The following is a 25,023-nucleotide window of genomic DNA, read 5'->3' as shown; positions in this document are numbered from 1 at the left end:
AGATGAAAAAAAGAATTGTCATATTAGGTGGAGGAGAAAGCGGAACCGGTGCAGCCATATTGGCGCAGGCCAAAGGTTTCGACACATTTGTGTCGGATTTCTCCGTGATCCCGGCTAAGTACAAGGAAATGCTTAATGCCCATCAGATTCCCTGGGAAGAGGGCAAACATACGGAAGAGCTGGTTTTAAATGCCGACGAAATCATAAAAAGTCCCGGTATTCCGGACAAGGCTCCTGTTATTGTAAAAAGTAAGGAGAAAAATATCCCCGTCATTTCCGAGATCGAGTTTGCCGGACGATACACTACGTCTAAAATGATTTGCATCACCGGAAGCAACGGCAAGACAACAACCACGATGCTGACCTATCATATTCTTCAACAAGCCGGACTTGATGTGGGACTGGCCGGAAATGTAGGAAACAGTCTCGCGCTTCAGGTGGCAGAATCGCCACATGATTATTATGTAATTGAATTAAGCAGTTTTCAGCTGGATAATATGTATACGTTTAAAGCTGACATCGCTATATTGCTTAATATAACACCGGATCATTTGGATCGTTATAATTATGACATGCAGAATTATATTAACGCGAAGTTCCGTATCATTCAGAATCAGACGGAGCAAGACACGTTCATATTCTGGAATGACGATCCTGTAATTGCCCGTGAAATCGCGAAGCGAACTCCGGAAGCAACTCTTTATCCTTTTTCCGCGGAATTTAAACCGGGAGTAAAGGGCTATACGATAAACAACAACGTGATGATTGAAACATCAAACGGAACTTTTACAATGGAACAGGACATATTAGCACTTACAGGGAAACACAATTTGTATAACTCTTTAGCCGCGGGAATCGCTGCCCGGATCTTGGATATTCAGGATGAGAAAATCAGGGAATCTTTAAGCGACTTTGCCGGAGTGGAGCATCGTTTAGAGAAAGTTTTACGTATTCGTGGTGTAGACTACATCAACGATTCCAAGGCAACAAATGTAAATTCCTGTTGGTACGCGCTACAAAGTATCGAAACTAAAATCGTGCTTATTCTCGGTGGTACCGATAAAGGGAATGACTACTCGGAAATAGAAGAGTTAGTTCGTAAAAAAGCACGCGCGCTGATCTTTTTAGGAGTAGATAACACCAAGCTTCATGATTTTTTTGATGGAAAGGCAGATCAAATAGAGGATGCCCATTCTATGGAAGAAGCTGTATCTAAAGCTTATAAACTGGCAGAAAAAGGAGATACTGTTTTATTATCTCCCTGTTGCGCCAGCTTTGATTTATTCAAAAATTACGAAGACAGGGGCGAGCAATTTAAGGCTTGCGTCCGCGATTTATAATCAGGAGAACGTATTGCATGGATTTAGCAAATAAATTATTCAGGGGAGACCGGGTTATATGGATCATTTTTATGTTCCTGTGCCTCATTTCGGTTATCGAAGTGTTTAGTGCCACCAGCACGATTGCGTATAAAAACGCAAACTTCTGGGCACCAATCGTAAGACATACCACATTTTTGTTAGGAGGTTTTGTGCTTATTCTTTTGCTGCACAATATTCCCTGCCGCTTTTTTCCCGCGTTTATTTTGCTTTTGCCTATCTCTATTCTGATGTTGCTGATTACGCCTTTTATCGGTGTAAGTGCGAATGACGCGCATCGTTGGCTGGAAATATTCGGCATACAGTTCCAACCGTCTGAATTTGCCAAACTGGCGTCTATTGTATTTATCGCCTTTATGTTGAGTAAACGAAACAGGTTTACGGAAAACCAGATATTCAAAACTATTTTAATCGGGATAGGTATAACCTGCCTGCTTATCCTTCCTGAAAATTTCTCGACTGCAATCATGCTGTTCGCCGTTTGTTTTTTAATGATGTTTATCGGTCAATTACCTTTTAAAAGTCTGATGAAATTGGCGGGAGCGTTAATTATAGCGGGAGTTGTCTTTTTATGTATGTTATTGTTTACACCAGAGAGTGTTTCAAAATACCTTCCGGATCGTTTTAATACCTGGCAAGGGCGTATCGAACGGTTTGTAAATCCGGATGAAAATGAAGAAACAACAGATGGGGTATTAAAAGTAACGGATGATAATTACCAGGTAGTACACGCAAAAATCGCAATTGCCAGAGGTGGGCTTATCGGACAAATGCCCGGACACGGACAGCAACGTGATTTCCTCCCTCAGGCTTATTCGGATTTTATTTACGCCATAATTATTGAGGAATTGGGTTTCATTGGTGGAATGGTTGTATTATTATTATATGTCATACTGCTGGTTCGCGTGGGAATGATAGCCCGAAAATGCGATAAATTATTCCCCAAGTTTCTTGTGTTAGGATGCGGACTACTATTGGTTATACAAGCATTGGCCAATATGGCGGTAGCCGTCGATCTGATTCCGGTAACCGGACAGCCGATGCCTTTAGTAAGTCGCGGAGGTACATCAACAATGATTTCATGTGTTTATTTCGGTATTATTTTAAGTGTCAGCAGATTCGGCGCCGGAATAGGAAATGAAGACATACCATTGGAAGAAGAACCTGTAGCAGAAGAGGCAGCAGAAGAAACAGACAATACCGAAGAATTAGAAGTGGAGGTAAAAGCATGAAACAAGTCAGGATCATCATCAGTGGCGGAGGAACCGGAGGTCATATTTTTCCCGCGGTATCTATTGCCAATACAATAAAGAAACGTTTTCCCGAAGCAGAAATACTTTTTGTGGGTGCGGAAGACCGCATGGAAATGGAGAAAGTGCCTGCTGCAGGATATAAGATCATAGGGTTGCCGGTCAGCGGTTTTGACAGGAGCAATCTGTTTAGAAATATAAAGGTAATAGCCCGCCTTTTAAAAAGCATTTCTTTGGCAAAAAAGACGATCCGTAATTTTAATCCGGATATTGCCGTGGGAGTGGGCGGATATGCCAGCGGACCAACGTTATGGTCTGCCGCTTCATTGGGTATCCCTACGCTTATACAAGAACAAAATTCGTATGCAGGAGTAACCAACAAACTCTTGGCCAAAAAGGTGAAAAAGATTTGCGTGGCTTACGATGGTATGGAGCGTTTCTTTCCAAAAGACCGGATTGTACTTACCGGCAATCCCATCAGAGAAGATCTTGCCGAAGCAAAAGATAAACGGGAAGAAGCATTGGCGCACTTCGGTTTGGCAAAGGATAAACGGACAATCCTGATTGTAGGTGGAAGCTTAGGCGCTCGCACAATAAACCAAAGCATTCAAGCCGGTCTGGAAAAACTGCTTGCTGAAGATGTTCAGGTTATTTGGCAAACGGGTAAGTATTATTATCCGAAAGCCGATGCGTTTTTAAAAGCATTTCCGGATAAACCGATATGGTGCTCGGCATTCATCAATCGAATGGATTATGCCTACGCTGCGGCCGATCTGGTTATTTCGCGCGCTGGTGCAAGTTCCATATCGGAACTCTGCCTGCTCAAGAAGCCGGTCGTTCTGATACCTTCGCCAAATGTGGCGGAAGATCATCAGACCAAGAACGCTATGGCTTTGGTTGATAAAAAAGCGGCTGTTATGGTTAAAGACATCGAGGCAAATGCAAAACTTATCGACGTAGCCTTGGATTTAATCCGAGATCAAAGTAAATTGCAGACGCTAAGTAAAAACATTTCACTGCTTGCCCAACCGAATAGCGCGGAACGCATCGTGGACGAGATTGTTAAGATCATAGATAAAGTAAAAGAATGAATATAGAGAAGTTGACAGCGGTTTATTTTGTTGGTGCCGGTGGTATAGGCATGAGTGCCCTCATTCGTTATTTTCTGTCGAAGGGGAAACAAGTAGCCGGTTACGACAGAACTTCAACACCCCTGACCGAAGCGTTAAACAAAGAAGGAGCCGAAATACATTACACAGATGATGTGCGTCTTATTCCCTCCGATTATAAAAATGCGGAACAGACGTTAATTATTTACACGCCTGCCGTTCCGGAATCACACTCGGAATTAACTTATTTCCGCTCTAACGGTTTCACGATTATGAAGCGGGCGCAAGTATTGGGAGAGATCACAGAATATTCACATGGACTATGCGTTGCCGGTACTCACGGAAAAACAACGACTTCTTCTATGCTGGCTCATCTTTTAAAACAATCGCACGTGGATTGCAATGCTTTTCTGGGCGGAATTCTGAAGAACTACGATAGCAATCTTCTTTTATCAGACAAGAGCGACTTAACCGTAATTGAAGCTGATGAGTTTGATCGCTCTTTCCATTGGTTGAAACCTTACATGGCTATCATTACATCGGCAGATCCCGATCATTTGGATATCTACGGTACAGCAGAAGCCTATAAGGAGAGCTTTGATATATTCACCTCCTTAATACGCCCGGATGGTGTTCTTCTGATGAAAAATGGAATAAACGTAACACCTCGTTTAAAAGAGGGTGTGAAATTATATACTTATTCCGTAACGGCTGAAAGTGATTTCCACGCAAAGAATATTCGGATTGCGAACGGTGAAATTATATTCGATTTCGTCGGCCCGGGAATATCGATCGATGACATCAATCTCGGTGTTCCTGTTAAGGTTAATATTGAAAATGGAATTGCCGCCATAGCTATTGCCTGGTTGAATGGAGCTACACCTGCAGAAATAAAGGAAGGAATGCGTTCATTTGCCGGACCGAAAAGAAGATTTGATTTCCATCTCAAGAAAGAAAATATCGTATTAATCGACGATTATGCCCATCATCCGGCTGAATTAAGAGAGAGTATATTATCGGTAAAGGCTTTATATAAAGGAAAGAAAGTTACCGGAATATTTCAGCCTCATCTATATAGTCGTACTCGTGACTTTGTGGATGATTTCGCCGCCAGTCTTTCCTTATTAGACGAATTGATCTTGCTGGATATATATCCGGCTCGCGAAGAGCCTATACCGGGTATAACCTCACAGGTTATTTTCGACAAAGTAACGCTGAAAAATAAAACCCTTTGCAGGAAAGAAGATTTATACGAAATCATCGGTAATGGAAAGTACGAGGTCGTGCTTATGGCCGGAGCCGGAGATATTGACAGAATGATTGAAAACGTAAAACAGATATTAGACAAAAAGTGATACGGTTCATTACCATATTAATCGGGCTGCTGTTATTGCTATACATCGCCTTCGCTACTTATTTCTTTAAAGATGTAAGGAGATCGGATACATGTAAGGCAATAGAGATTGTAGTAAAAGATAGCCTGGATAAACATTTTGTTACAGAGGCGGATCTGACATCTATCCTCAAACGAGAGAAAATGTATCCGGTAAACAAGTCTATGTCTGAGATTAATACGGAAAAAATTGAAGAAACGCTGCTTACCAATGAAATGATAGCCCGTATCGAGGCCTACAAAACTCCTTCCGGAATAATAAAGTTGGAAGTTGAGCAAAAAATGCCAATATTGCGGGTGATAAGCACTAAAGGGAACTTCTACGTTGACAATAAAGGAACACTGATGCCTGTAAGCAATCGCTACGTGGCTCACGTCCCAATTGCCAGTGGATATGTCGAAAAGGAGCTGGCGATAACCGAGTTATACAATTTTGCGTTATTTTTGCAACAGGATAAGTTCTGGAATGCTCAGGTTGAGCAAATATATATTCATCCGGATGGCGATGTTGAATTAATTCCAAGAGTTGGAAATTTCAGGATTGTCCTGGGGATGTTTGACGGATATAAAGAAAAATTAGATAATCTGAAACTTTTTTACGACAAGGTCGTTCCTAAAATGGGATGGGAAAAGTACAGTATCATAAATTTAAAATATAAAAATCAGATCGTTTGTACTAAAAGATAGTTATTATGCAGCAATACACAAACTTTATCACAGCTATTGATTTGGGAACATCTCACATGATAGGTGTTGTCGGGATTAAGAATCCCGTAGGAACCCTGTCTATAATCGCCCATGAGGTAGAGAGTTCTGACACCTGTATCAGACGGGGATGTGTATACAACGTGAAAGAGACGGCTAATAAAATCAAACGTCTGATATTAAAGCTGGAAAACAAACTACATGGCGTAAAAATCGGAAAAGTATATGTCGGAGTCGGCGGAATGTCTTTACGTTCAATTGATCATGTTGTTCCGCATATATTGGGAGATGACGGCATCGTTTCGGAAGAAACCGTTGAATCCCTGTACAAAGAATGCCGATCTTATCATCCGGATATGCTGGATGTACTTGCGGCCGTATCACCTACCTATTATATAGACAATCAATTTGTTGTTAATCCGGTTGGAATACCCGGAAGTAAGATTGATGCACACTACAAACTTATTGTGGCTCGCCCTTCTTTGAGAAGTTATATTATAAATAGCTTTAAAGACCTGGTAAATGTTGAGATCGCAGGTATCCTTGTTTCTCCTTTAGCCATGGCGGATGTTGTGTTGAGTGAGGATGAAAAGAATCTGGGATGCGCGCTTATTGGATTTGGAGCCGGCGTAACCACCTTAAATATATACAAGGGAGGCAAATTAGACAGCCTTTTTGTAATTCCTTTAGGAAGTAATCTTATTACAAAAGATATAATGAGCCTCCATATCGTGGAGGCAGAAGCAGAACGAATCAAACAAGCCTATGGTAGCGCTATTGCCGACCGGGATAATGAAAGCAGTGTTCAGGTAAGTTCCGCGGATGGAGCCGGCATGCGCGATATTCCGTTGGTAGACTTAAATGAAGTGGTTGAAGCACGAACCCGTGAAATACTGGAAAATGTATATGCCCGTCTTGATGAATCTGGTTTAAAATCAGAATTAGGAGGAGGTGTGATTATCACGGGTGGTGGAGCAGCATTAAAAAATCTGACTGAAACCATACGAGAGCAACTACAAGTAAATGTTCGCTACTCGGCTGCCAGAAAAGGAATTATTGGAAGTGGAGACATCAGCTCCGACAACGTGGAATATGCCGTGGCCATTGGTCTACTGATGCAGGGTACAGAAAACTGCGCACTCCCCCTGCCAGTGCAACCGGAACCTCAACCTAAATTATTCGACACTCCGGAAGAACCTGTAGCTAAACAGCCTACACCGGAACCCCGAAAACAAAAACCACCAAAAGAGAAACAAAAAGGTGGAGGATTGTTCGACGGATGGAAAAAGAAAGTGGACAATATGACGAAGGGATTGTTTGATGATGAAATGTAAAAACAAGCTAATGCAAAAAAACGAAAGACGATGGACGATACAATATTAGATTTCAACTTACCAACAGATTCACCGAATATCATTAAAGTGATTGGTGTGGGTGGAGGTGGTGGAAACGCCGTTTCGCACATGTATAAAGAAGGTATACATGATGTTACATTCGTGCTTTGTAATACAGACAATCAAGCGTTGAAACGTTCGGATGTACCGGTAAAGATTACGCTTGGAAGAGAAGTCACGCAAGGACTCGGCGCCGGTAATAAGCCGGAGAAAGCCATGGTAGCGGCACAAGAAAGTCTTGACGAACTGCGCAAAATGCTTAGCGATAACACCAAAATGGTGTTTATCACAGCAGGAATGGGCGGAGGTACCGGAACCGGAGCTGCGCCTGTCATAGCCGGTATAGCTAAAAGCATGGGAATACTTACAGTCGGTATCGTTACTATTCCGTTTGAGTTTGAAGGCAGACGAAAAATCATACAAGCATTAAACGGAGTAGAAGAGATAAATAAGAATGTGGATGCGCTGTTAGTGATTAACAATGAACGGCTACGTGAAATATATGCCGATCTGACCGTAACAAATGCCTTCGGAAAAGCGGATGATACACTGACTGTTGCCGCAAAAAGTATCGCCGAAATCATTACGCTTCCGGGAATTATCAACCTCGACTTTGCCGATGTGAATACGACCATGAAAGACGGAGGTGTAGCGTTAATGAGTAATGGATTCGGGAGTGGCGAAAACCGGGTAAGACAAGCGATCGAAGACGCGCTCAACTCTCCACTATTAAATAACAACGATATATTCGACGCGAAAAAAATATTGTTCAATGTTTATTTTAGTGAGGAAGCAGAGCTTCTTATGGAAGAAATGAACGATGTACACGACTTTATGTCGCGCTTTGGAAAGGATATTGAAGTGATATGGGGTACTGCCATTGACAATTCGCTTGGAGACCAAGTAAAGATGACTATTCTGGCCACCGGATTCGGCATGGGCGACATTCCTGAAATTGCAGACAAACGGATGCGAGAATCTCAGATGATGACAAACCAGGATAAGGTACGTCTGCAAAACCTCATCGAAATTCAGGAGAAAGAGAATGAACTGATCGAAAAATTCTACGGTAAAACCAATAAGAAAAGAGGGCGTTCTGCACGTATCAAACCGGTCATTCTTACAATAGAAGAAATGGACGATGATGCACTAATCGCAATCCTGGAAGAAAACCCGACCTATAGCCGCGATCCGAAATTGGTTAATCGCCTTCGTGCCAAAACAGACGGAGATACGGAGACACAGGAAGAAGAAGATATCTTCAATAACCCAACCTCTTCCGCGGCTGAAAAACCGGATGATAATCGCACAATTATAAGTTTCAAATAACATAAACCTAAAACATTAATATAATATATGAACCTGTTTGATCAAGTAAGCGCAGACATAAAAGAAGCCATGTTGGCTAAAGACAAAATCCGGCTTCAGGCACTTCGCGGAGTAAAAAAAGAATTTCTTGAAGCAAAAACAGCTAAAGGAGGAGACGGAGAACTTCACGATGACACAGCCATCAAAATAATTCAGAAGATGGTAAAACAACGCAAAGAAAGCGCGGATATATATGCTTCACAAGGACGCCCGGAACTGGCGGAAGGCGAACTGGCAGAAGTAGCATGCCTTGAAAACTACCTTCCAAAACAAATGAGCCTGGAAGAACTCGAAACAGCGCTGAAAGAGATCATCGCCCAAGTAGGCGCATCAGCCCCAAGCGATATGGGAAAAGTAATGGGTGTAGCCACAAAGGCATTGGCGGGAAAAACAGAAGGGAAGCTTATTTCTGAAACAGTAAAGCGTTTATTAGCCTGATAAGATACAAATAAAACAATTGGTATAGGCGTTTAGACCGCACTGATTTTTATGATTTGCTACCTTTGTAGCATGAATGAACGAAAACGATTTTTAGGAGTGAACTCAATCAAATTTTACAATACTTTTAGCTCAGATGAAGTCTGCTATGAATACATATCAGCAATCAAATGGAATGATAACGCTTATCAATGTAAAAGATGTGGACATACAAATTTTTGCAAAGGCGTAAGACCTTTTTCAAGAAGATGTACAAGATGTAAATATGACGAAAGTCCCACTTCAGGAACTATGTTTGATAAATGTAAGTTTCCTTTGCACCTGGCTTTTCATATTGCATTTAAGATAAGTACCAAAAAGAAAGGAATGTCCTCTTTAGAGTTGTCTCAAGAATATGAACTGCGACAAAAAACTTGCTGGGAGTTCAAATGGAAAATACAGCAAGCAATGCAAAGCAGTAAAAAGCATTTAATCAAAGGACTAGTTCATGTTGATGAATTCTATATTGGCGGTGAAGAAGAAGGGAAACGAGGTCGTTACAAAGGAGAAAAGAAGCTTGTCATTGTCGCTCTCGAAATAGTTGAGAGTGGAGTTGGACGAGCTTATGCTCAATGTATCGAGGATGCTTCTTCGGCTTCTTTTCGTCCTTTCTTTGAATCATATATCAGTAAAGATGCAAGAATAATTACTGACGAATGGAGAGGTTATATACCCTTGAAAAAAGATTTTCCAAATCTCGAACAGGTAAAATCTGACGACGGAAAAAACTTCAAGGATTTACATATCCACATTATGAACCTGAAAGGTTGGCTCAGAGGAATTCATCATCATTGTACCAAAGAACGTCTTCAAGGATACCTTGATGAATACCACTTTAGGTATAACAGACGTTCAAATATGGAGACAATATTCGATATACTCATAAAAAGAATGGTTTTAAATAATCCTATTCGCTTACAATCAAATAATTAATTAGTGCGGTCTAAACGCCTATACCAATAAAACAAATTTAAGCCGGCTTCCTAAAAAAGAAAGCCGGCTTTCTTTTTCCATAATTTTCACTCAAGCATTATCAGATACGGATAGATTATATGAAGATATTAAACATCTATGGAGCCCACCTAATGGCTATTGCGACGGTTGTGATCTGGGGAACAACATTCGTCTCCACCAAGGTATTGATCAATAACGGCCTCACTCCTATTGAAATATTGATATACCGCTTTACCATCGCTTACGCATGTATCTGGTTTATATCACCAAAGAAATTATGGGCAGATACACCGAAAGACGAACTTTTGCTTGTTATAGCAGGACTTACCGGAGGTTCGCTCTACTTTCTGGCCGAAAATACAGCCTTAGAAATTTCAATGGCCTCAAATGTAGGATTAATCATTAGCACGACTCCGATAATTACCGCTTTAGTTCAATACCTTATGGATCGGAAGAAACGCCCCGGCAAAAAACTGATTGTCGGATCTTTGATCGCGCTATTAGGCGTTACCTTAGTAGTCTTTAACGGTAGCTTTGTACTACAACTTTCCCCTTTAGGAGATATACTAACCCTTGTTGCCGTATTGATGTGGGCATTTTACTGTATTGTGTTCCAAAAATTAGGCAATCGATACCCTACAGTATTCATCACCCGCAAAGTATTTTTCTATGGCGTAATCACCATTCTCCCGGCCTTATTTTTCAGACCAATAACAATTAAAACAGAGACATTCTTCCATCCCATAGTGATTCTGAACCTTTTGTTCCTCGGCATTATAGCATCCATGCTGTGTTACATCATGTGGAATCTGGCCGTGAAACGTATTGGCACAGTTCATACAGCCAATTATCTCTATATAACCCCGCTCGTAACACTCTTCACAGCCGCCATTGTCATCAACGAACCAATCACCTGGATAGCCATAGTAGGTTGCATCCTTATTCTTACGGGTGTTTATATAACGGAGAAGAAGTAGGTAACAAATAAAAAGACATCAGCCGGCATTTAAGCCTGGATGATGTCTTTTTTACAAAGTAATATTGTTTCTTTCTAATTAATTAAACTCTTTACCAAAGTTTAATTGGGCATCTGCAACAAACTGTTTGATCCTGTCTTCGTCCTCTCTCTTACAAATGAGGAGAACATTGCCTGAATCTGCCACTATATAGCCATTTAGACCGTGGATTACAGCCAGTTTATTTTTGTCCCCCAATGCGATCAGGTTCTCATGACTATCGTATGTCATAACTCTACTCTTAAGTAGAGCATTAGCATCTTCATCTTTCGGTGCGATATCATACAACGACCCCCATGTTCCTAAATCCGCCCAACCAAAGTCTACCCCAAGCATGTATACATTATCCGCTTTCTCCATAATTCCGTAGTCAATAGAAATATTCGGACAATAGGCAAAGTTTTCGTCGATAAACGTTTTTTCATCCGGAGTATTGAACTTCTCTAATCCTAGGTTAAAACGCGCAGTAATGTCAGGCAGGAAACGATCAAAAGCGTCTACAATCGAAGACACGTTCCATAAGAATAATCCGGAATTCCAGAAAAACTCACCACTTTCATAAAAAACCTGAGCAAGTTCTGCATTAGGTTTCTCTGTAAAGGTCTTAACCTTAATAAAGTCTCCTATTGTTTCTTCATCACTCTGAATATAACCATACGCGGTTTCAGGTCTGCTTGGTTTCACGCCCAACGTTACCAACGCCTTATTCTGCTTCACAAAATCCAGTCCCCTTTTAATATCTTTTAAGAAAATATCCTCTTTAAGGATCAGATGATCCGAAGGAGCCACCACAATATTCGCATTAGGATTACGCGCTTTGATGTGATAAGAAGCATAAGCGATACAAGGTGCCGTATTCCGCCTTGTTGGTTCTAATAATATTTGTCTTTCGTCTAATTCAGGTAATTGCGTCCTTACTAAAGGAGCATAAATTTTATTCGTGACAATGTAGATATTCTCTACAGGAATAATTTTAGAGAAGCGGTCGAATGTCATCTGCAACAGTGAACGTCCGACACCAAACATATCCAGAAATTGTTTAGGATACGATTCGCGACTGAACGGCCAGAACCGGCTACCAATTCCCCCTCCCATGATAACACAATAATTATCTGTCATGATGTAGTTTTTTTGTGATAATACTACAAAGTAAGCGAAATAATCTTTCATTTATTCCTTTTCAAATCCCAATAAATCAAAGAGAATCTGTAAAGTCTAAAAAAACGCCGGTACTTCTTGCAGAAATAAAAAAAAAACCTACCTTTGCAACGCATTATAAAAATGCCCAGATGGCGGAATTGGTAGACGCGCTGGTCTCAAACACCAGTGGATTCACTTCCATGCCGGTTCGATCCCGGCTCTGGGTACTTTAAAAATGAAAGCCTAACTGAAAATCAATCAGTTAGGCTTTTTCTTTTGAAGATTTGTTCCCAAATTGTTCCCAGATAGATAATGGAGGATCCCTGTGCTCCTGAAAATTTTAGACGGAAGCAATGATTTCTGTTGCTCTGTTTTGAATTTCTTGAACGAATCCATCTATGACAGATAAATAGTTTTGCACATCCGTATGAGTTAAAGATGGCGTTGCATCTTCAGGCACAATATTATTCCTAATATTGTTTAAAGAATTAAAGCGCTGGAAAAATTCAGACATAGTAGGACTTTCAAGAACAGAACCAAACCCAAACTTAGTTAATAATCTTTCTATTTCTTGCTGACCATGCTTACCTATTTTTAACTTTGAGTTCACATGATCTCGATAACGCTCCAAGCTTGCACTTTCATTGGTAGAGCACAGGTCTATAAGTTTATTTATATGTTGCCGTCTTTTACTTTTATTATTTTTCGTCGTCTCTAGACGCCCGATTATATCATCTACAATATGCTCGAAGAGCTCCTCGCATAATGTATGATTGGTAGTCTTACTAATAAGTCCGTAAGCACACTCATCTAGAAAATTTTCAAACTCTCTATGCTTTTCCCAATCGGTCTTTGTTCGCAGCCCTAAACTAATGGATCGAGCTATGACTAATTTGATGATAGGAAGGATAACAATTCTTTCGGCAAAAGTCGTTTCCGGATTACGCCGTATCTCTTCGCCACGTTCCACCATCCGTTCAAAGCTCTTTCCAAAGTAAAGCCATGAAAGCATTGCCGGCACAATAGATTCCGGGGAAGATTTCTCAAACTCGTTGATTAATGATTCTGCAAGATTATTTGCAGAAAAGAGGGTTTCTATATCAGAAATATCTTCTGTTGATACCTGGTTAACTCTTTTTCGAATGATCTTTTGATACTTCGGCACCAAAGAGAAAGCCTTTCTAAGAATTTGCTGGTAACCGGCATTGTCTTTCCGGTTCATCTCCTCTTCAAAACAATCGTATTCCTCCGGGTGGGCATCCATCCAGTCTTTAATCTGTTGTTTGAAGTTATCAAAATCTTGTTGAGCCATATCAAAAACAATTGCTACAAGAAAGATAATCAGCATTTCACAAAAAGAGTTATTTTTGTGAATCAATCTACATTCTCATGGGTTTAAGCATACATTATAGTGGTCGAATTAAAAATGCCGCATCTCTGCCTCTACTGATTGAAGAGGTAAAGGAAATTGTAACTATTTACGGATGGAAATACCGTATTGCTGAAAGTTCATTTCCGGGCAACACTTTGAATGATCAAGAGCATCTCAGTCCAATTTATGGAATTAGCTTTACTCCACCTGAATGTGAAACAATCTCCTTGACATTCCTTTCTAATGGCGTTATGGCTTGTTCGTCGGGCATCTACCTTTTCGGTAATTCTAAAAACGCAACCGAGAGAGACTATATTTACCGTCTATTTGCTAAAACACAATTTGCGGGGGTTGAGGTTCATGCTTTGATTATAAATCTATTCCGATACTTAAGCAAGAAGTATCTCTCAGAATTTAAGATGAATGACGAAGGAGAGTATTGGGAAACCGGAGATGAAGATGTGCTGCGAGGGAAATTCAAAGAGTATGAAGCATTACTCGATAATTTCATGTTATCGCTCGAAACTTTTCCTGTAGAGAAAGGCGAAGGTCTTATGGATTACTTTGATCGGCTACTGGAACATATTAACCGACTCAAGAGAATGTAGTAAAATCATGCTTTTCGCAGTTGCTTCGTCATTTGATCATCAAATAACCATCAAATAAGAAATAGCTAATAATCAAGATGTTACCTTTCATATTCGTCCTTATATCAAATGAGCATCAAATAGAAATCATGCCCAAAAAGGAATGTAACTGGCATATTTTCTGGATTTGCTTTCCGGATCATCTTCTTTAATCGCTTCTTCTGCAAGTGCATCCCTGATAATGCGTGATGCAATTGCAGCATTCTGATTTTCTATCTTAAATCTGTCTCTCAAAGACTGATTGGTCATCTTCTCGTTTGACACATATTTTAAGCAAGCATGTTGATAGCAAGCTCTAATTTTTTCTCTCTTATCAAGATCATTTAGTTTCTTGTAGCTATAGATTGTTATTCTTGTTCTTTTCTCTGCAACAATAATGTTGATAGGAGGAAGTTGGTATAACTCATTGTAAAAAATCACCTTGTCCATACCGCTACCTTTTTCTTCACAGAATCCCATACGGCGCATTATGTCTGCAAATTTCTCATTCCTTGAGATATAAGCATCGATAAATCTTTCTGGGGTTACCAAAGGTGTTCCCGGATTAGATATTTCTATTCTATCATCAAAAATTTCAACCATGGGAAACCCTTTTTCCGTTAGGTCTTGATGAATAAGCGAATTAGCAACGAGCTCTCTTATAGCGATCTCCGGATACATACGGGACTCTGTTCTTAAGACTTTCCCAATTTCTTCATTTGCAGGCAATTGGCTATTGATCCAATCTACTAAACCTTCAAAACCTATTGCATATCCGTTTACCCCAATTTGCTCCCTCTCAGTATAAACCTTATTCTTCCCTTTATACACAATAACTCTTATGGCCTTTCTCGCAATACTATCAAACTCTTTCAGATCTTTAGCAAAAAGGAGTGCTCCCAACTTAGTTATTGCATACCCTTTACTTTTCACGATTAGTTTTTCCTCCAAAAACTTATCAATAACCCCTTGCTGAGTAGAAGGATAGGGTATTCTCATCAGGTCAAAATAAGTCTCTGTGCTAAGATATTTGCTGATATCTGCAGCAACTAAATCATCTTTAGCTATTTCTTTTTCAAAAGGCGTTGTTTCCTTTTTCCAAATTTTAGCTTGTTTTTCCGGGAATTCACTTAGCTTTCGAGTTATGCTCCCTACACGTATATATGAAATATGCAAAAATTCCACTGGCTGAGTTTTAGCTGCGGGGATAACAAACATAGTTATATGCCTTTTCTCATCATACTCGAACTCATAAATACTAAAATCTATTCTCGGATTTAAGCGATTTGCCAACCAATTCTCTAGCTCTTCATTGCCTTTTTTATGTCTTCTAGCACTAAATGTTGTCCCTTTAATAATGTGACTTTCATCTTCTATTCCAAAAACCAAATATCCAAATCGTTGATTATGAATGCAAGCTCCATTAGACAATGCCGAAATCCTTTGTCCAATTTCTTCTTCTGAATGAAAATTCAACTTGAATTCAATCCATTCATTTTCTCTCGAAGATTTCACTAATTCATTCAGGAGTTCTATTGATTGCGAGGTTGTCATCATTTAATTTTGAAATATTTAATCCAACAAATTTACTAATTCTTTTTTCATTTCTTCATCTATCTCCCGATAACGACTAAAGGCTTTGCTTCCTTCTTTATTTCCGCTCAATGCTCCAACTAAATTAGGGTCTTTCACTATCTTGTCGATATATCCAATAAAACTACGCCTTGCCATGTGTGAGGAAGCGACTTTGTAAAGAGGTCTTTGAATCTCTTCCCGGGTTTGTTGGTCAAGAACCGTAACCATACAGTCAAGTCCTGCTCTTTTATTCAAAAAAAAAATATTCCGTATCCACATTTTATAAAAAAACAAAAATCACCTTCAAACACATTAAATCAGAATCAAACACTAATTACAGTAAATCAAATATTTATACTACATTTTCAATTTAATCAAATATGTTATATTTTGATTAAATGATCCCGGCTCTGGGTACGTAGAAAGCCTGATAGAGAAATCTGTTAGGCTTTTCTGTTTTAGTTCTGCTAACTATTGGGGTAATCTTGTATTTTTGCTACATGACTAAAAATGCAATCGAATCGAAATCAAAGATGTGGAACTTGTGGCATGGCTGTCATAAGTTAAGTGCAGGTTGTCTGCATTGCTATGTGTATAGAGGGGACTCTAAGCGAGGAATAGATAGCAGTGTTATTACTAAAACCAAGAGCTTTGAACTTCCTATTCAGAAGAAACGTAACGGTGAATATAAAATTCCTCCGGGATCGATGGTTTATACCTGCTTTACTTCCGATTTTTTTGTTGAAGATGCCGACGAATGGCGTGTTGAAGCATGGGAAATGATGCGAATTCGAAGTGATTTACGATTTATGATGATAACCAAGCGCATTGACCGCATGCAAGAATCTTTACCCAAAGATTGGGGCAACGGATACGACAATGTAACTATCTGTTGCACGGTTGAAAATCAGGACAGGGCTAACTATCGACTTCCTATCTATAGAAATGTTCCGATAAAACAAAAAATCATTATCTGCGAACCACTTTTAGAACGAATCGACCTTAGTTCATTTGATATAGGTTCATGGGTTGAACAAGTGGTTGTTGGCGGAGAATCTGGTTATGATGCTCGTCCCTGCAATTTTGATTGGATTATGGAGTTACACGATTTATGTGAAGCACAAAATGTTTCATTTTGGTTCAAACAAACCGGAGCCAGATTTATCAAAGACGGAAAATTATATACTATCAATCGCAGGCTACAGCACTCACAGGCTCGCAAGGCAGGAATTAATCTATAAAGTGCCACTGTTGTTTACAAAATTACTTGATAGTTTTCACTTACGATAATGGAGAATACTCAATGGGGGCATCCTCCGGATTAGTGATATCAGGCCACTCTTTTCTAAGCATGCCATATATTATATCTTCCGGCTTTGCTAACCGTATAATCAATCTTTTAGTTGGTATATCATTCATAGCCCCTGCGTTATTGTTTGTAATCTTCATGTTTAAGCAAAAAAATCGTTTATTACTGTTTAAGATATTTGTAGTAGCGAGTTTAAAATTTTGACATTTCTACAACCACCATGCAGAGAAGTAAAGTCGGTTTTCCTGCTTTTTATTTTTATATCAGATTTCCATTGATAGAACGTATATCTGTTTTTCCGAATTGTCGTTAAATGTTTCTTCTTCAAAACTTCCAAACTTACGAATAATATTAAATCCGGTTCTTTACCGTTTAAAATTTGGTATAAGAAAAGGGACTTCTTTTTTATAATTGAGATAATTATCTCCAAATCTGGCATATAATTCTTTTTCCTCTACGAGTTTATGATAGGTACTTCCTATAATAAGTCCTGATAAGAAAGCTACGACTCCTATAGTGTACGATCCCATTATTGTGCCCAGTCCGAAATAATAAATTATCCCTCCTAACTCGATTGGGTTTCTAATGTGTTGATAGGGTCCGGATATAATTAGTTGTTGTGTAGGTGCATTCGGTACCGGAGTGCCTTTTCCAATTTTCCATAGTGTATATGCCGACCAAGAGAGTATTGATAAACCAATAACTATCGTAAGCAATGCGATAACTATTCTTATTGCATCATTTCCGGCAACATGAATAAATTTGTCTATATAAAAACCAACATAGATAAATAGAGCTGGAAATACCACTAAAAAGAAAATAATACCGAAAGAGAGGGATATAATCTTATATGTTTGGGTAGTTTTTCTCTTTTGAAAACTCACCAATAGGTTTATGTATCCTTTTCTCATCACTATATGATATATTTTAAGCCAATTCCCGGCAATAAATTTACTGCTTTTCTTCATGGGTTTCACTAAAATCAGTATATTTTTCAGCGGGATTCGGTACGCTATAGGCAAGATTAACGCACAATGATTATTTTATCGTTTTATTAGGTTGTTATTCTGAAAATAAAGGATTGTTTTCTTTTTCTACAGTTGTGGAATTGTTTTTCTATATATATGGAAAAGTTTTTCTACAGTTGTCGAACTGTTTTTCTATATATATGGAAAAAGGAAAATATCCTTTGTCTTTTATTTTAAATACTTTATGCCGGGTTTTATATACTGCTTTTTGTAATGGATATCTTTTAAAGGGAGATGGGTGGGTTAATGTTGAACTTAACGAGGGTGTATTTCAGGTACTTATCTGTATTTCTGCTTTAATGATAATTATTACGCAAGAAAAGTTGTTACCTTTGCAGGAAATTAAGACATTAAATATCTGAATAATAACGATGGCTAACAATTTTGCAAAAGAGGTTATTAAAGTACCGGAGCCTACGCTTAGGAGACTCCCCTGGTATCTTGCGTTTGTAAAATTGCTTAAGGGTAAGGGGGAAGCGTTTGTTTCTTCAACTCAAATCGCAAAGGAAATTAGTGTGGATGCCAGTCAGGTGGCTAAGGATCTTTCTTTTGTTAACGTGTCCGGTAAAACCCGGGTGGGGTATGAGATTGATACGCTGATTAAGGTGTTGGAGAAATTTTTGGGTTTTACGGCTCAGCATAAGGCTTTCCTTTTTGGGGTAGGTAGTTTGGGTGGTTCTTTGTTGCAGGATTCCGGGTTGAAACAATATGGACTTGAAATTGTGGCCGGGTTCGACATCCGCAAGGAAATGGCCGGAAAAAAAATTAATGGCATACCTGTTTATCACATCAGTGATTTTCCTGACAAACAAAAGGAATTAGGGGTGATTATCGGCGTTATTACCGTACCGGTAGAGAAGGCACAGGAGGTGACCGAACAGATTATTGAAGGTGGCATAAAGGCTTTATGGAATTTTACTCCTTTCCGAATCAGGGTGCCGGAGGGTATTGTTGTGCAGAATACTTCTATGTATGCGCATCTGGCTGTGATGTTTAACCGGCTGAACTCAATCGAACATTAAAACAAAATGAAGATTATTGCGGTTGGAATGAATTATGAGGCTCACAAAAGAGAGCTTAATCATTCGATAGAATTAACGGAGCCGACTATTTTCATGAAGTCGGACTCGTCGATATTGAAAGATGGAAAGCCGTTTTTCATCCCTGACTTTTCGTCTGAGATCCATTATGAAACGGAGGTGGTTATCAGGATAGACAGATTAGGGAAGAACATTGCCGAACGTTTTGCTCATCGTTATTACAACGAGGTTACGGTGGGGATTGATTTTACGGCGCGCGACTTGCAAACAAGGTTACGCACGCAAGGATTACCCTGGGAGATCAGTAAAGCGTTTGATAATTCCGCGGCAGTGGGTACTTTTATTCCGCTGGAAGAAGCCGGCAAAATAGGTGCAATACCTTTTCATCTGGAGATTAACGGAACAAAGGTACAGGAGGGGAATACGGCCGATATGTTGTTTTCGGTAGATAAGATCGTTGCCTACGTCAGTCGTTTTTTTACGCTCAAAATAGGAGACCTGATATTTACCGGCACACCGGTTGGAGTAGGAGAAGTTCATATCAACGATCATTTGCAGGGATATATCGGTGATCGCAAACTGTTGGATTTTCACGTACGATAATAATTGGCTGAGATGATTGATTCAGGTCTTTATGCGGATGTTGGTCGGCAAACAATAAAGTACTTTGCTTCTCGTTAATACTTACATGATTATCTATCTGAAATAAGTTGATAATAGTTCTGTTTATGTTGAGAATTGTCTATTTATTGTTTTTTATATACTTGGTTTATCCCTTTTCTCTTTGGGGGAACGGGGATCGCTATGCGGAAAATTCTGTTTTATCAGAGGGCCGCTGGGTGAAAATTAAAGTAAACGAGACCGGAGTCTACAAGCTGACTGCTGCCGACCTGAAAAAAATGGGATTTTCCGATATTTCAAAAGTCGGTGTGTTCGGTTATGGCGGTAATATGCTTAGTGAAGATTTCTCAAAGAATGACTATATAGATGACCTGCCCGAAGTGGCAACATGGAAGGGCGATGGCGACTTTATCCTCTTTTATGCAAAAGGCACCATTCGGTGGGATTATCGTTCTTTTACGCATGAGCAGAATCCTTACTCAAGCTCGGGCTACTATTTCCTGCGAGAAACGAATGAACCTTCGCGCATGAAATCTATTGCCGGCCTTACCGAATCGGGCGCAATGCGTGTCACCACTTTTGACGATTTCTTATTGCATGAAACAGAAGCCACTTCGTTTGCGAAATCAGGACGAGACTTGTTTGGAGAGTCTTTCCAGACCAAGACCTCCCAGGATTTTACATTCAGCGCGCCGGGAATTACCAATGATCCGGGAAAAGTAAGCTTCCGTTTTGTTTCAAGAGTCAATAGTGGATCAGCTTCTGTTTCTCTTCTCATCAACAACGAATTAATCACAAAAACATCGATCCCTGCTACCGGCGGAAGTGACAGTTACACCTATGCGAAAGAAGCTAAAAACACACAAAACCTGACGTGGGACGGAGCTAAAAGCGAAACGCTAAAAGTAAACGTAAAATACGAAGGAAGCAGCTCACACGAGAATGTTCACTTGGACTACATTCGTATTCAAGTGAAACGGGAACTTCGTCCTTATGGAGCAGTTACTTTCTTCAGAAAATTAAACACAGAAGAAACAAACACGCGTTATGTGATTCAAAACGGGTCGGCAGATCTTTTGGTTTTTGATGTAACAGACGGCGAAAATCCGGCACGAATAGAGACGACACTTAACGGATCTGAACTTTCCTTTATCAGAAAAGCATCCGGTCTCAGAGAATATGCTTTAGTACGCCCGAACGGCACCATTCCCACTCCGGAATTTGTCGGTGAGGTAGGAACGCAAAATCTGCATAACCTTCCTCAGGCGGATATGATCATTATTGCACCTAAAGGTTTTAGCGTTCAGGCAAATCGTCTGGCAGACGCACATCGAGAGCGAGACGGACTGACAGTACATGTTGTTGATCCTCAAAGTATATACAATGAGTTTTCCGGCGGAACACCCGATGCTACTGCTTATCGCCGGTTTATGAAAATGTTTTACGACCGGTCTACAGCCGATACTGACGCACCAAAATATTTATTGCTTTTTGGTGATGGAGCATACGATAACCGTCAGCTTACTACGGTATGGAAATCTATCGATATGAGTAATTTTCTACTCACATTCCAATCGCAAAATTCTCTTTTCGCCAGTTGGGATTCGGGAACATACGTAAGCGATGATTATTTCGGTTTATTAGAAGATAACGAAGGAGCAAATATCGTCCGTTCAAGCATAGGAATTGGCATCGGCAGATTTCCGGTCAGGACTCAGGCACAAGCCAAAAACGCAGTAGACAAAGTTATTGCCTATATGGAGAATAAGAACTTTGGTTCCTGGAAAAACACGGTCACTTTTGTTGCTGATGACGGAAGTGCAAGTGATTCTTTTACCATAGACCACATGTCACAGGCAAACAAATTAGCAGACATGATTACGTTAGGCAATCCGGAGATCATGGCCAAAAAGCTATTCTTCGACGCGCATAAAAAAGACAACTCAAACGGTGGATTCGCCACTTATCCTACAATCCGCTCCGGATTAATGCAACAGCTAAAAGAAGGAACCCTTCTCGTAAATTATACCGGACACGGAAGTAACGACGCCTGGAGTGACGAGAAAGTGCTTATCCAAGCGGACATCAATCAATTCTCCTACACCAATCTTCCGCTATGGATTACGGCTACGTGTGATTTTACGCCTTTCGACGATTTGCTTACCTCAGCCGGCGAAGATGTGTTTCTAAATGCAAAAAGCGGAGGTATCGCTCTTTTTACGACAATGCGTGTAGCCTATTCCGAAAAGAACTTCACCATGAATAAGGTCCTGCTTGAATATCTATTTACACAAACCGATGGGGTTTACCCCACGTTGGGAAAGGCGATAATGCAAACAAAAAGAGATCGGAGATTAAACGGGATGGATCAAAAACTGAATTTCGGATTAATCGGCGACCCGGCTTTACGCTTGAATTATCCGACAGGAGGTATTCGGATAACCGAGATAAACGGCAAAGCGGTATCTGATGAGCCTGTTACATTCAGTGCATTGCAAAAAGTAACCATAAAGGGCAATATAGTTAATAATAATGGCCGGGTGGACACCGAGTTTAATGGAGAGATAAGTCCGACCGTCTTCGATAGTCAGGTTAGTATTACAACGTTAGATAATAACAAAACAGGTTCAACATTAGATTTTACTGACTATCCGAATAAGATTTTTGTAGGTAATGAAACCGTAACTAACGGTGAATTCGAATTTACTTTTACCGTACCCATCGATATTTCATACACCGGTTTGGCCGGGAAAATGAGTCTCTATGCTTTTAATCCTACTACAGGCAAGGAAGCTAAAGGATCATTCCTGAACTATAACGTATGGGGTACAAACGGAGACATCGAGGATAAGGAGGGCCCCGAAATACGTTCGCTTTACCTGAACGATTCCACCTTTGTTGACGGTGCACAAGTTAATTCAACGCCTTTGCTGGCTGTTAAAATCTGGGACGAAACAGGGGTGAACATTACAGGAAGCAGTATCGGTCACGATATAACCCTCGTTATCGACGGTCAATCGGCCCGGACGTATAACCTGAACACCTATTATAAGACCATTTCGGATTCAGACGGAGAAGGTATGTTGCATTTCCCAATACCGGAACTCGCTGCCGGAATTCACACAGCGGAATTAAAAGTATGGGATGTGCTGAACAACGCTACAGATACTACGTTCACTTTTGAAGTGGCAGAAGGATTGAAACCAAAATTGTACGATCTGGTAGCGTCGCCATCACCTGCACGGGAAACAGTAACATTCTACCTTTACCATAACCGACCGGAATCAAGTGTAAAAGTGAATATTATGGTGTACGACATGATGGGACGTTTACATTGGAGAGGAGAAGAACAAGGGGTATCGGGATATGGCACTCCGCTGACCGTAGAGTGGAATCTGCAAAATGGAAACGGAAGCCGTTTACGTCCCGGAATATACATCTACCGCGCGGCAATCAGCACAAAAAATTCTAAAGAAGCTACCGACGCGAAGAAATTAATTATTTTGGCACAATAAGGCGAAGGAAAAAGAGTTTAATTAGTTAGTATATACGATTATAAAAAAGAATATGATTAGAAGTAATAAGTTAATCCTGTTGTTCATCACCTTGCTCTTGTTAGCACTTCCGATGACAATGCAAATTAATGCACAAGGCGTTGATAAGCAAAAAGATTTTGCTCCGATCAATACGGCTGTGCCTTCACTTTCCATTGCTCCGGACGCACGTGGTGGTTCAATGGGTGACAATGGTGTTTCTACACTACCCGATGAGAATTCACAATATTGGAATCCGGCAAAATACGCGTTTATGACAAGCAAAGCCGGTGTAGCCCTATCATATACTCCCTGGTTAAGAAAATTGGTAAATGATGTGGCATTGGCTAATCTTAGTGGTTATTTCAAGATAGGAGATAGCGATATGCAAGCCATAGGAGCTTCGCTGCGTTATTTCACCTTAGGGGAAGTACCTATGAGTCAGCAGGGAATAGGAGAAAACATAGGATATATAAATCCTTATGAAATGGCTTTTGACGTGAGTTATAGTCGTAAGTTGTCCGACTATTTTTCCATGGCGGTTGCGTTGCGTTATATTCGCTCTGATATGGGAACGCAGGACTCTGAAGAACAAGAGGCAGGAAATGCTTATGCGGCAGACGTTGCCGGTTATCTTGAAAAATACGTAATGGTTGGTAGTGCGGAAGCTTTATGGAGCTTTGGTTTCAATGTATCAAACATCGGTACCAAAATATCGTATGACGGAGGTACTACAAACCAGTTTATCCCAACAACGCTACGACTTGGAACCGGATTGTTATACCCACTGGATGATTACAACCGGATTGGTTTCTACCTTGATTTGAGTAAATACCTGGTACCTACTTTACCCAAAAACGCAGGTAGCACACAGGAAGAAATTGATGCGTATGAGAAACTAAAAGAGGATTACAACACGATGTCCGGAATAAAAGGAATGTTCCGTTCATTTAGTGACGCTCCCGGAGGTTTCAGTGAGGAGTTAAAAGAAATAAACGTTTCCATCGGAGCAGAATACAGCTATAATGAACAATTCTTTGTGCGTGGAGGGTATTATTACGAGAACCCGAATAAAGGAAATCGTCAATACTTTTCCATCGGTACGGGATTTCGCATGAGCGTATTCCAGATTGACGCGGCTTACCTTATCAGTACGGTACAGAGCAACCCGTTAGATCAGACCTTACGCTTCTCCTTATCATTTGATATGGACGGCCTGAAAGGATTAATTAAGTAAATTCCGTAAGATGAAGATTCGAGTTGGATTCGGTTTTGACGTACATGCGTTGACAGAAGGACGTGATTTGTGGTTGGGAGGAATTAAGATACCTCATACAACCGGTTTATTAGGACACAGTGACGCGGACGTATTGATTCATGCCATTTGCGATGCGCTGTTGGGAGCTGCCAATCTGCGGGATATCGGCTATCATTTTCCCGATACAGCCGGAGAATACAAAGACATCGACAGCAAGATATTGCTCAAAGATACCATGGCGCTAATTCGCAAGGCAGGCTATGAGTTCGGAAACTTAGACGCCACAATAGCCGCTGAACGCCCTAAATTAAATCCGCATGTTCCTGCTATGAAGCAATGCTTGGCCGAAGTGATGAATGTGAGTGAAGAAGACATCTCAATCAAGGCAAGTACAACGGAAAAACTCGGTTTCACCGGACGTGAAGAAGGAATGACAGCCTATGTTACCGTTTTGATCAGTAAAGCATAAAACAGAA

Annotated in this window: 23 protein-coding genes, 1 tRNA gene and 2 pseudogenes; 19 read left to right on the top strand and 7 right to left on the bottom strand. The window is 40.3% G+C overall.

All coding sequences use genetic code 11. The features are described 5' to 3' along the window. The first annotated feature begins 2 nt into the window (after positions 1-2). From murD to B9Y81_RS13575, 10 genes are all read left to right on the top strand, one after another. Positions 3-1,340, top strand: a complete 1,338-nt coding sequence (murD, locus tag B9Y81_RS13620) for a UDP-N-acetylmuramoyl-L-alanine--D-glutamate ligase (protein WP_085537451.1) — start codon at positions 3-5, stop codon at positions 1,338-1,340. 17 nt (positions 1,341-1,357) lie between these two features. Continuing rightward, a complete protein-coding gene (locus tag B9Y81_RS13615) occupies positions 1,358-2,611 on the top strand; it encodes an FtsW/RodA/SpoVE family cell cycle protein (RefSeq protein WP_085537450.1) in 1,254 nt (417 codons plus the stop codon). After that, positions 2,608-3,720: an undecaprenyldiphospho-muramoylpentapeptide beta-N-acetylglucosaminyltransferase gene (murG, locus tag B9Y81_RS13610; protein ID WP_085537449.1), complete on the top strand. Its 1,113-nt coding sequence runs from the start codon at positions 2,608-2,610 to the stop codon at positions 3,718-3,720. The genes B9Y81_RS13615 and murG overlap by 4 nt, the downstream gene beginning before the upstream one ends. After that, a complete protein-coding gene (murC, locus tag B9Y81_RS13605) occupies positions 3,717-5,093 on the top strand; it encodes a UDP-N-acetylmuramate--L-alanine ligase (protein ID WP_085537448.1) in 1,377 nt (458 codons plus the stop codon). Before murG ends, murC begins: the two co-directional genes overlap by 4 nt. Then, positions 5,090-5,818 carry a cell division protein FtsQ/DivIB gene (locus B9Y81_RS13600; protein WP_085537447.1) on the top strand — a complete coding sequence of 243 codons (729 nt, stop codon included), beginning with the start codon at positions 5,090-5,092 and terminating at the stop codon, positions 5,816-5,818. The genes murC and B9Y81_RS13600 overlap by 4 nt, the downstream gene beginning before the upstream one ends. A gap of 5 nt (positions 5,819-5,823) precedes the next feature. Further along, on the top strand, positions 5,824-7,170 hold the full coding sequence (gene ftsA / locus B9Y81_RS13595; RefSeq protein WP_085537446.1) for a cell division protein FtsA: 1,347 nt from the start codon (positions 5,824-5,826) through the stop codon (positions 7,168-7,170). A 30-nt stretch (positions 7,171-7,200) separates the two neighbouring features. Next, entirely contained in the window at positions 7,201-8,559 is a 1,359-nt protein-coding gene (gene ftsZ / locus B9Y81_RS13590; RefSeq protein ID WP_085537445.1) for a cell division protein FtsZ, read from the top strand. 27 nt (positions 8,560-8,586) lie between these two features. Beyond that, positions 8,587-9,036 (top strand): GatB/YqeY domain-containing protein, encoded by a 450-nt coding sequence (locus B9Y81_RS13585; protein ID WP_085537444.1) that lies wholly within the window; start codon positions 8,587-8,589, stop codon positions 9,034-9,036. A gap of 72 nt (positions 9,037-9,108) precedes the next feature. Then, positions 9,109-10,008 carry an IS1595 family transposase gene (locus B9Y81_RS13580; protein WP_085535247.1) on the top strand — a complete coding sequence of 300 codons (900 nt, stop codon included), beginning with the start codon at positions 9,109-9,111 and terminating at the stop codon, positions 10,006-10,008. 119 nt (positions 10,009-10,127) lie between these two features. Continuing rightward, positions 10,128-11,006: a DMT family transporter gene (locus tag B9Y81_RS13575; protein ID WP_085537443.1), complete on the top strand. Its 879-nt coding sequence runs from the start codon at positions 10,128-10,130 to the stop codon at positions 11,004-11,006. Between the two features lie 78 nt (positions 11,007-11,084). Here the strand turns inward: B9Y81_RS13575 and B9Y81_RS13570 are convergent, their stop codons facing one another. Continuing rightward, positions 11,085-12,164 (bottom strand): mannose-1-phosphate guanylyltransferase, encoded by a 1,080-nt coding sequence (locus tag B9Y81_RS13570; protein WP_085537792.1) that lies wholly within the window; start codon positions 12,162-12,164, stop codon positions 11,085-11,087. Positions 12,165-12,328: 164 nt separating this feature from the next. Between B9Y81_RS13570 and B9Y81_RS13565 the strand changes: the two genes are divergently transcribed. Then, positions 12,329-12,412, top strand: a tRNA-Leu gene (locus B9Y81_RS13565). A gap of 113 nt (positions 12,413-12,525) precedes the next feature. Here B9Y81_RS13565 and B9Y81_RS13560 read toward each other — a convergent pair. Beyond that, positions 12,526-13,533: a DUF6043 family protein gene (locus B9Y81_RS13560; protein ID WP_085537442.1), complete on the bottom strand. Its 1,008-nt coding sequence runs from the start codon at positions 13,531-13,533 to the stop codon at positions 12,526-12,528. 41 nt (positions 13,534-13,574) lie between these two features. Between B9Y81_RS13560 and B9Y81_RS13555 the strand changes: the two genes are divergently transcribed. After that, on the top strand, positions 13,575-14,165 hold the full coding sequence (locus B9Y81_RS13555; protein WP_085537441.1) for a hypothetical protein: 591 nt from the start codon (positions 13,575-13,577) through the stop codon (positions 14,163-14,165). A gap of 126 nt (positions 14,166-14,291) precedes the next feature. Here the strand turns inward: B9Y81_RS13555 and B9Y81_RS13550 are convergent, their stop codons facing one another. Continuing rightward, entirely contained in the window at positions 14,292-15,740 is a 1,449-nt protein-coding gene (locus B9Y81_RS13550; RefSeq protein WP_245832457.1) for an RNA-binding domain-containing protein, read from the bottom strand. 15 nt (positions 15,741-15,755) lie between these two features. Beyond that, positions 15,756-16,007, bottom strand: a pseudogene (locus tag B9Y81_RS13545) (site-specific integrase); the annotation flags it as partial. Between the two features lie 251 nt (positions 16,008-16,258). Between B9Y81_RS13545 and B9Y81_RS13540 the strand changes: the two are divergent. Then, positions 16,259-16,999 carry a DUF5131 family protein gene (locus B9Y81_RS13540; RefSeq protein ID WP_085537439.1) on the top strand — a complete coding sequence of 247 codons (741 nt, stop codon included), beginning with the start codon at positions 16,259-16,261 and terminating at the stop codon, positions 16,997-16,999. 40 nt (positions 17,000-17,039) lie between these two features. Here B9Y81_RS13540 and B9Y81_RS15340 read toward each other — a convergent pair whose 3' ends face one another. The 3 genes and pseudogenes from B9Y81_RS15340 to B9Y81_RS13530 all read right to left on the bottom strand — a co-directional run bounded on the left by B9Y81_RS15340 (position 17,040) and on the right by B9Y81_RS13530 (position 18,035). Then, on the bottom strand, positions 17,040-17,207 hold the full coding sequence (locus tag B9Y81_RS15340) for a hypothetical protein (protein WP_176221497.1): 168 nt from the start codon (positions 17,205-17,207) through the stop codon (positions 17,040-17,042). A 123-nt stretch (positions 17,208-17,330) separates the two neighbouring features. Next, positions 17,331-17,426: pseudogene (locus B9Y81_RS15420) on the bottom strand (class I SAM-dependent methyltransferase); the annotation flags it as partial. A gap of 6 nt (positions 17,427-17,432) precedes the next feature. Then, a complete protein-coding gene (locus B9Y81_RS13530; protein ID WP_085537438.1) occupies positions 17,433-18,035 on the bottom strand; it encodes a methyltransferase family protein in 603 nt (200 codons plus the stop codon). 200 nt (positions 18,036-18,235) lie between these two features. Here B9Y81_RS13530 and B9Y81_RS13525 point away from each other — a divergent pair, with 200 nt between their 5' ends. From B9Y81_RS13525 to ispF, 6 genes are all read left to right on the top strand, one after another. Beyond that, a complete protein-coding gene (locus B9Y81_RS13525) occupies positions 18,236-18,457 on the top strand; it encodes a hypothetical protein (protein WP_139822927.1) in 222 nt (73 codons plus the stop codon). Positions 18,458-18,466: 9 nt separating this feature from the next. Beyond that, the gene (locus tag B9Y81_RS13520) at positions 18,467-19,117 is read left to right on the top strand and encodes a redox-sensing transcriptional repressor Rex (RefSeq protein WP_085537436.1); all 651 of its coding nucleotides are present in this window, start codon (positions 18,467-18,469) and stop codon (positions 19,115-19,117) included. Positions 19,118-19,123: 6 nt separating this feature from the next. Further along, positions 19,124-19,738, top strand: a complete 615-nt coding sequence (locus B9Y81_RS13515) for a fumarylacetoacetate hydrolase family protein (protein ID WP_085537435.1) — start codon at positions 19,124-19,126, stop codon at positions 19,736-19,738. Positions 19,739-19,863: 125 nt separating this feature from the next. Next, a complete protein-coding gene (gene porU / locus B9Y81_RS13510) occupies positions 19,864-23,271 on the top strand; it encodes a type IX secretion system sortase PorU (protein WP_085537434.1) in 3,408 nt (1,135 codons plus the stop codon). A gap of 52 nt (positions 23,272-23,323) precedes the next feature. Next, positions 23,324-24,526 (top strand): type IX secretion system outer membrane channel protein PorV, encoded by a 1,203-nt coding sequence (gene porV, locus B9Y81_RS13505; protein ID WP_095996285.1) that lies wholly within the window; start codon positions 23,324-23,326, stop codon positions 24,524-24,526. 10 nt (positions 24,527-24,536) lie between these two features. Beyond that, positions 24,537-25,016 carry a 2-C-methyl-D-erythritol 2,4-cyclodiphosphate synthase gene (gene ispF, locus B9Y81_RS13500; RefSeq protein ID WP_085537433.1) on the top strand — a complete coding sequence of 160 codons (480 nt, stop codon included), beginning with the start codon at positions 24,537-24,539 and terminating at the stop codon, positions 25,014-25,016. Positions 25,017-25,023 lie beyond the last annotated feature (7 nt).

Origin of the sequence: Massilibacteroides vaginae (assembly GCF_900178525.1) — a bacterium.
GTDB classification, from domain to species: domain Bacteria; phylum Bacteroidota; class Bacteroidia; order Bacteroidales; family Tannerellaceae; genus Massilibacteroides; species Massilibacteroides vaginae.
Note: the sequence above shows the minus strand (reverse complement) of the source record. Positions and strands in the feature narration are given on the sequence as shown.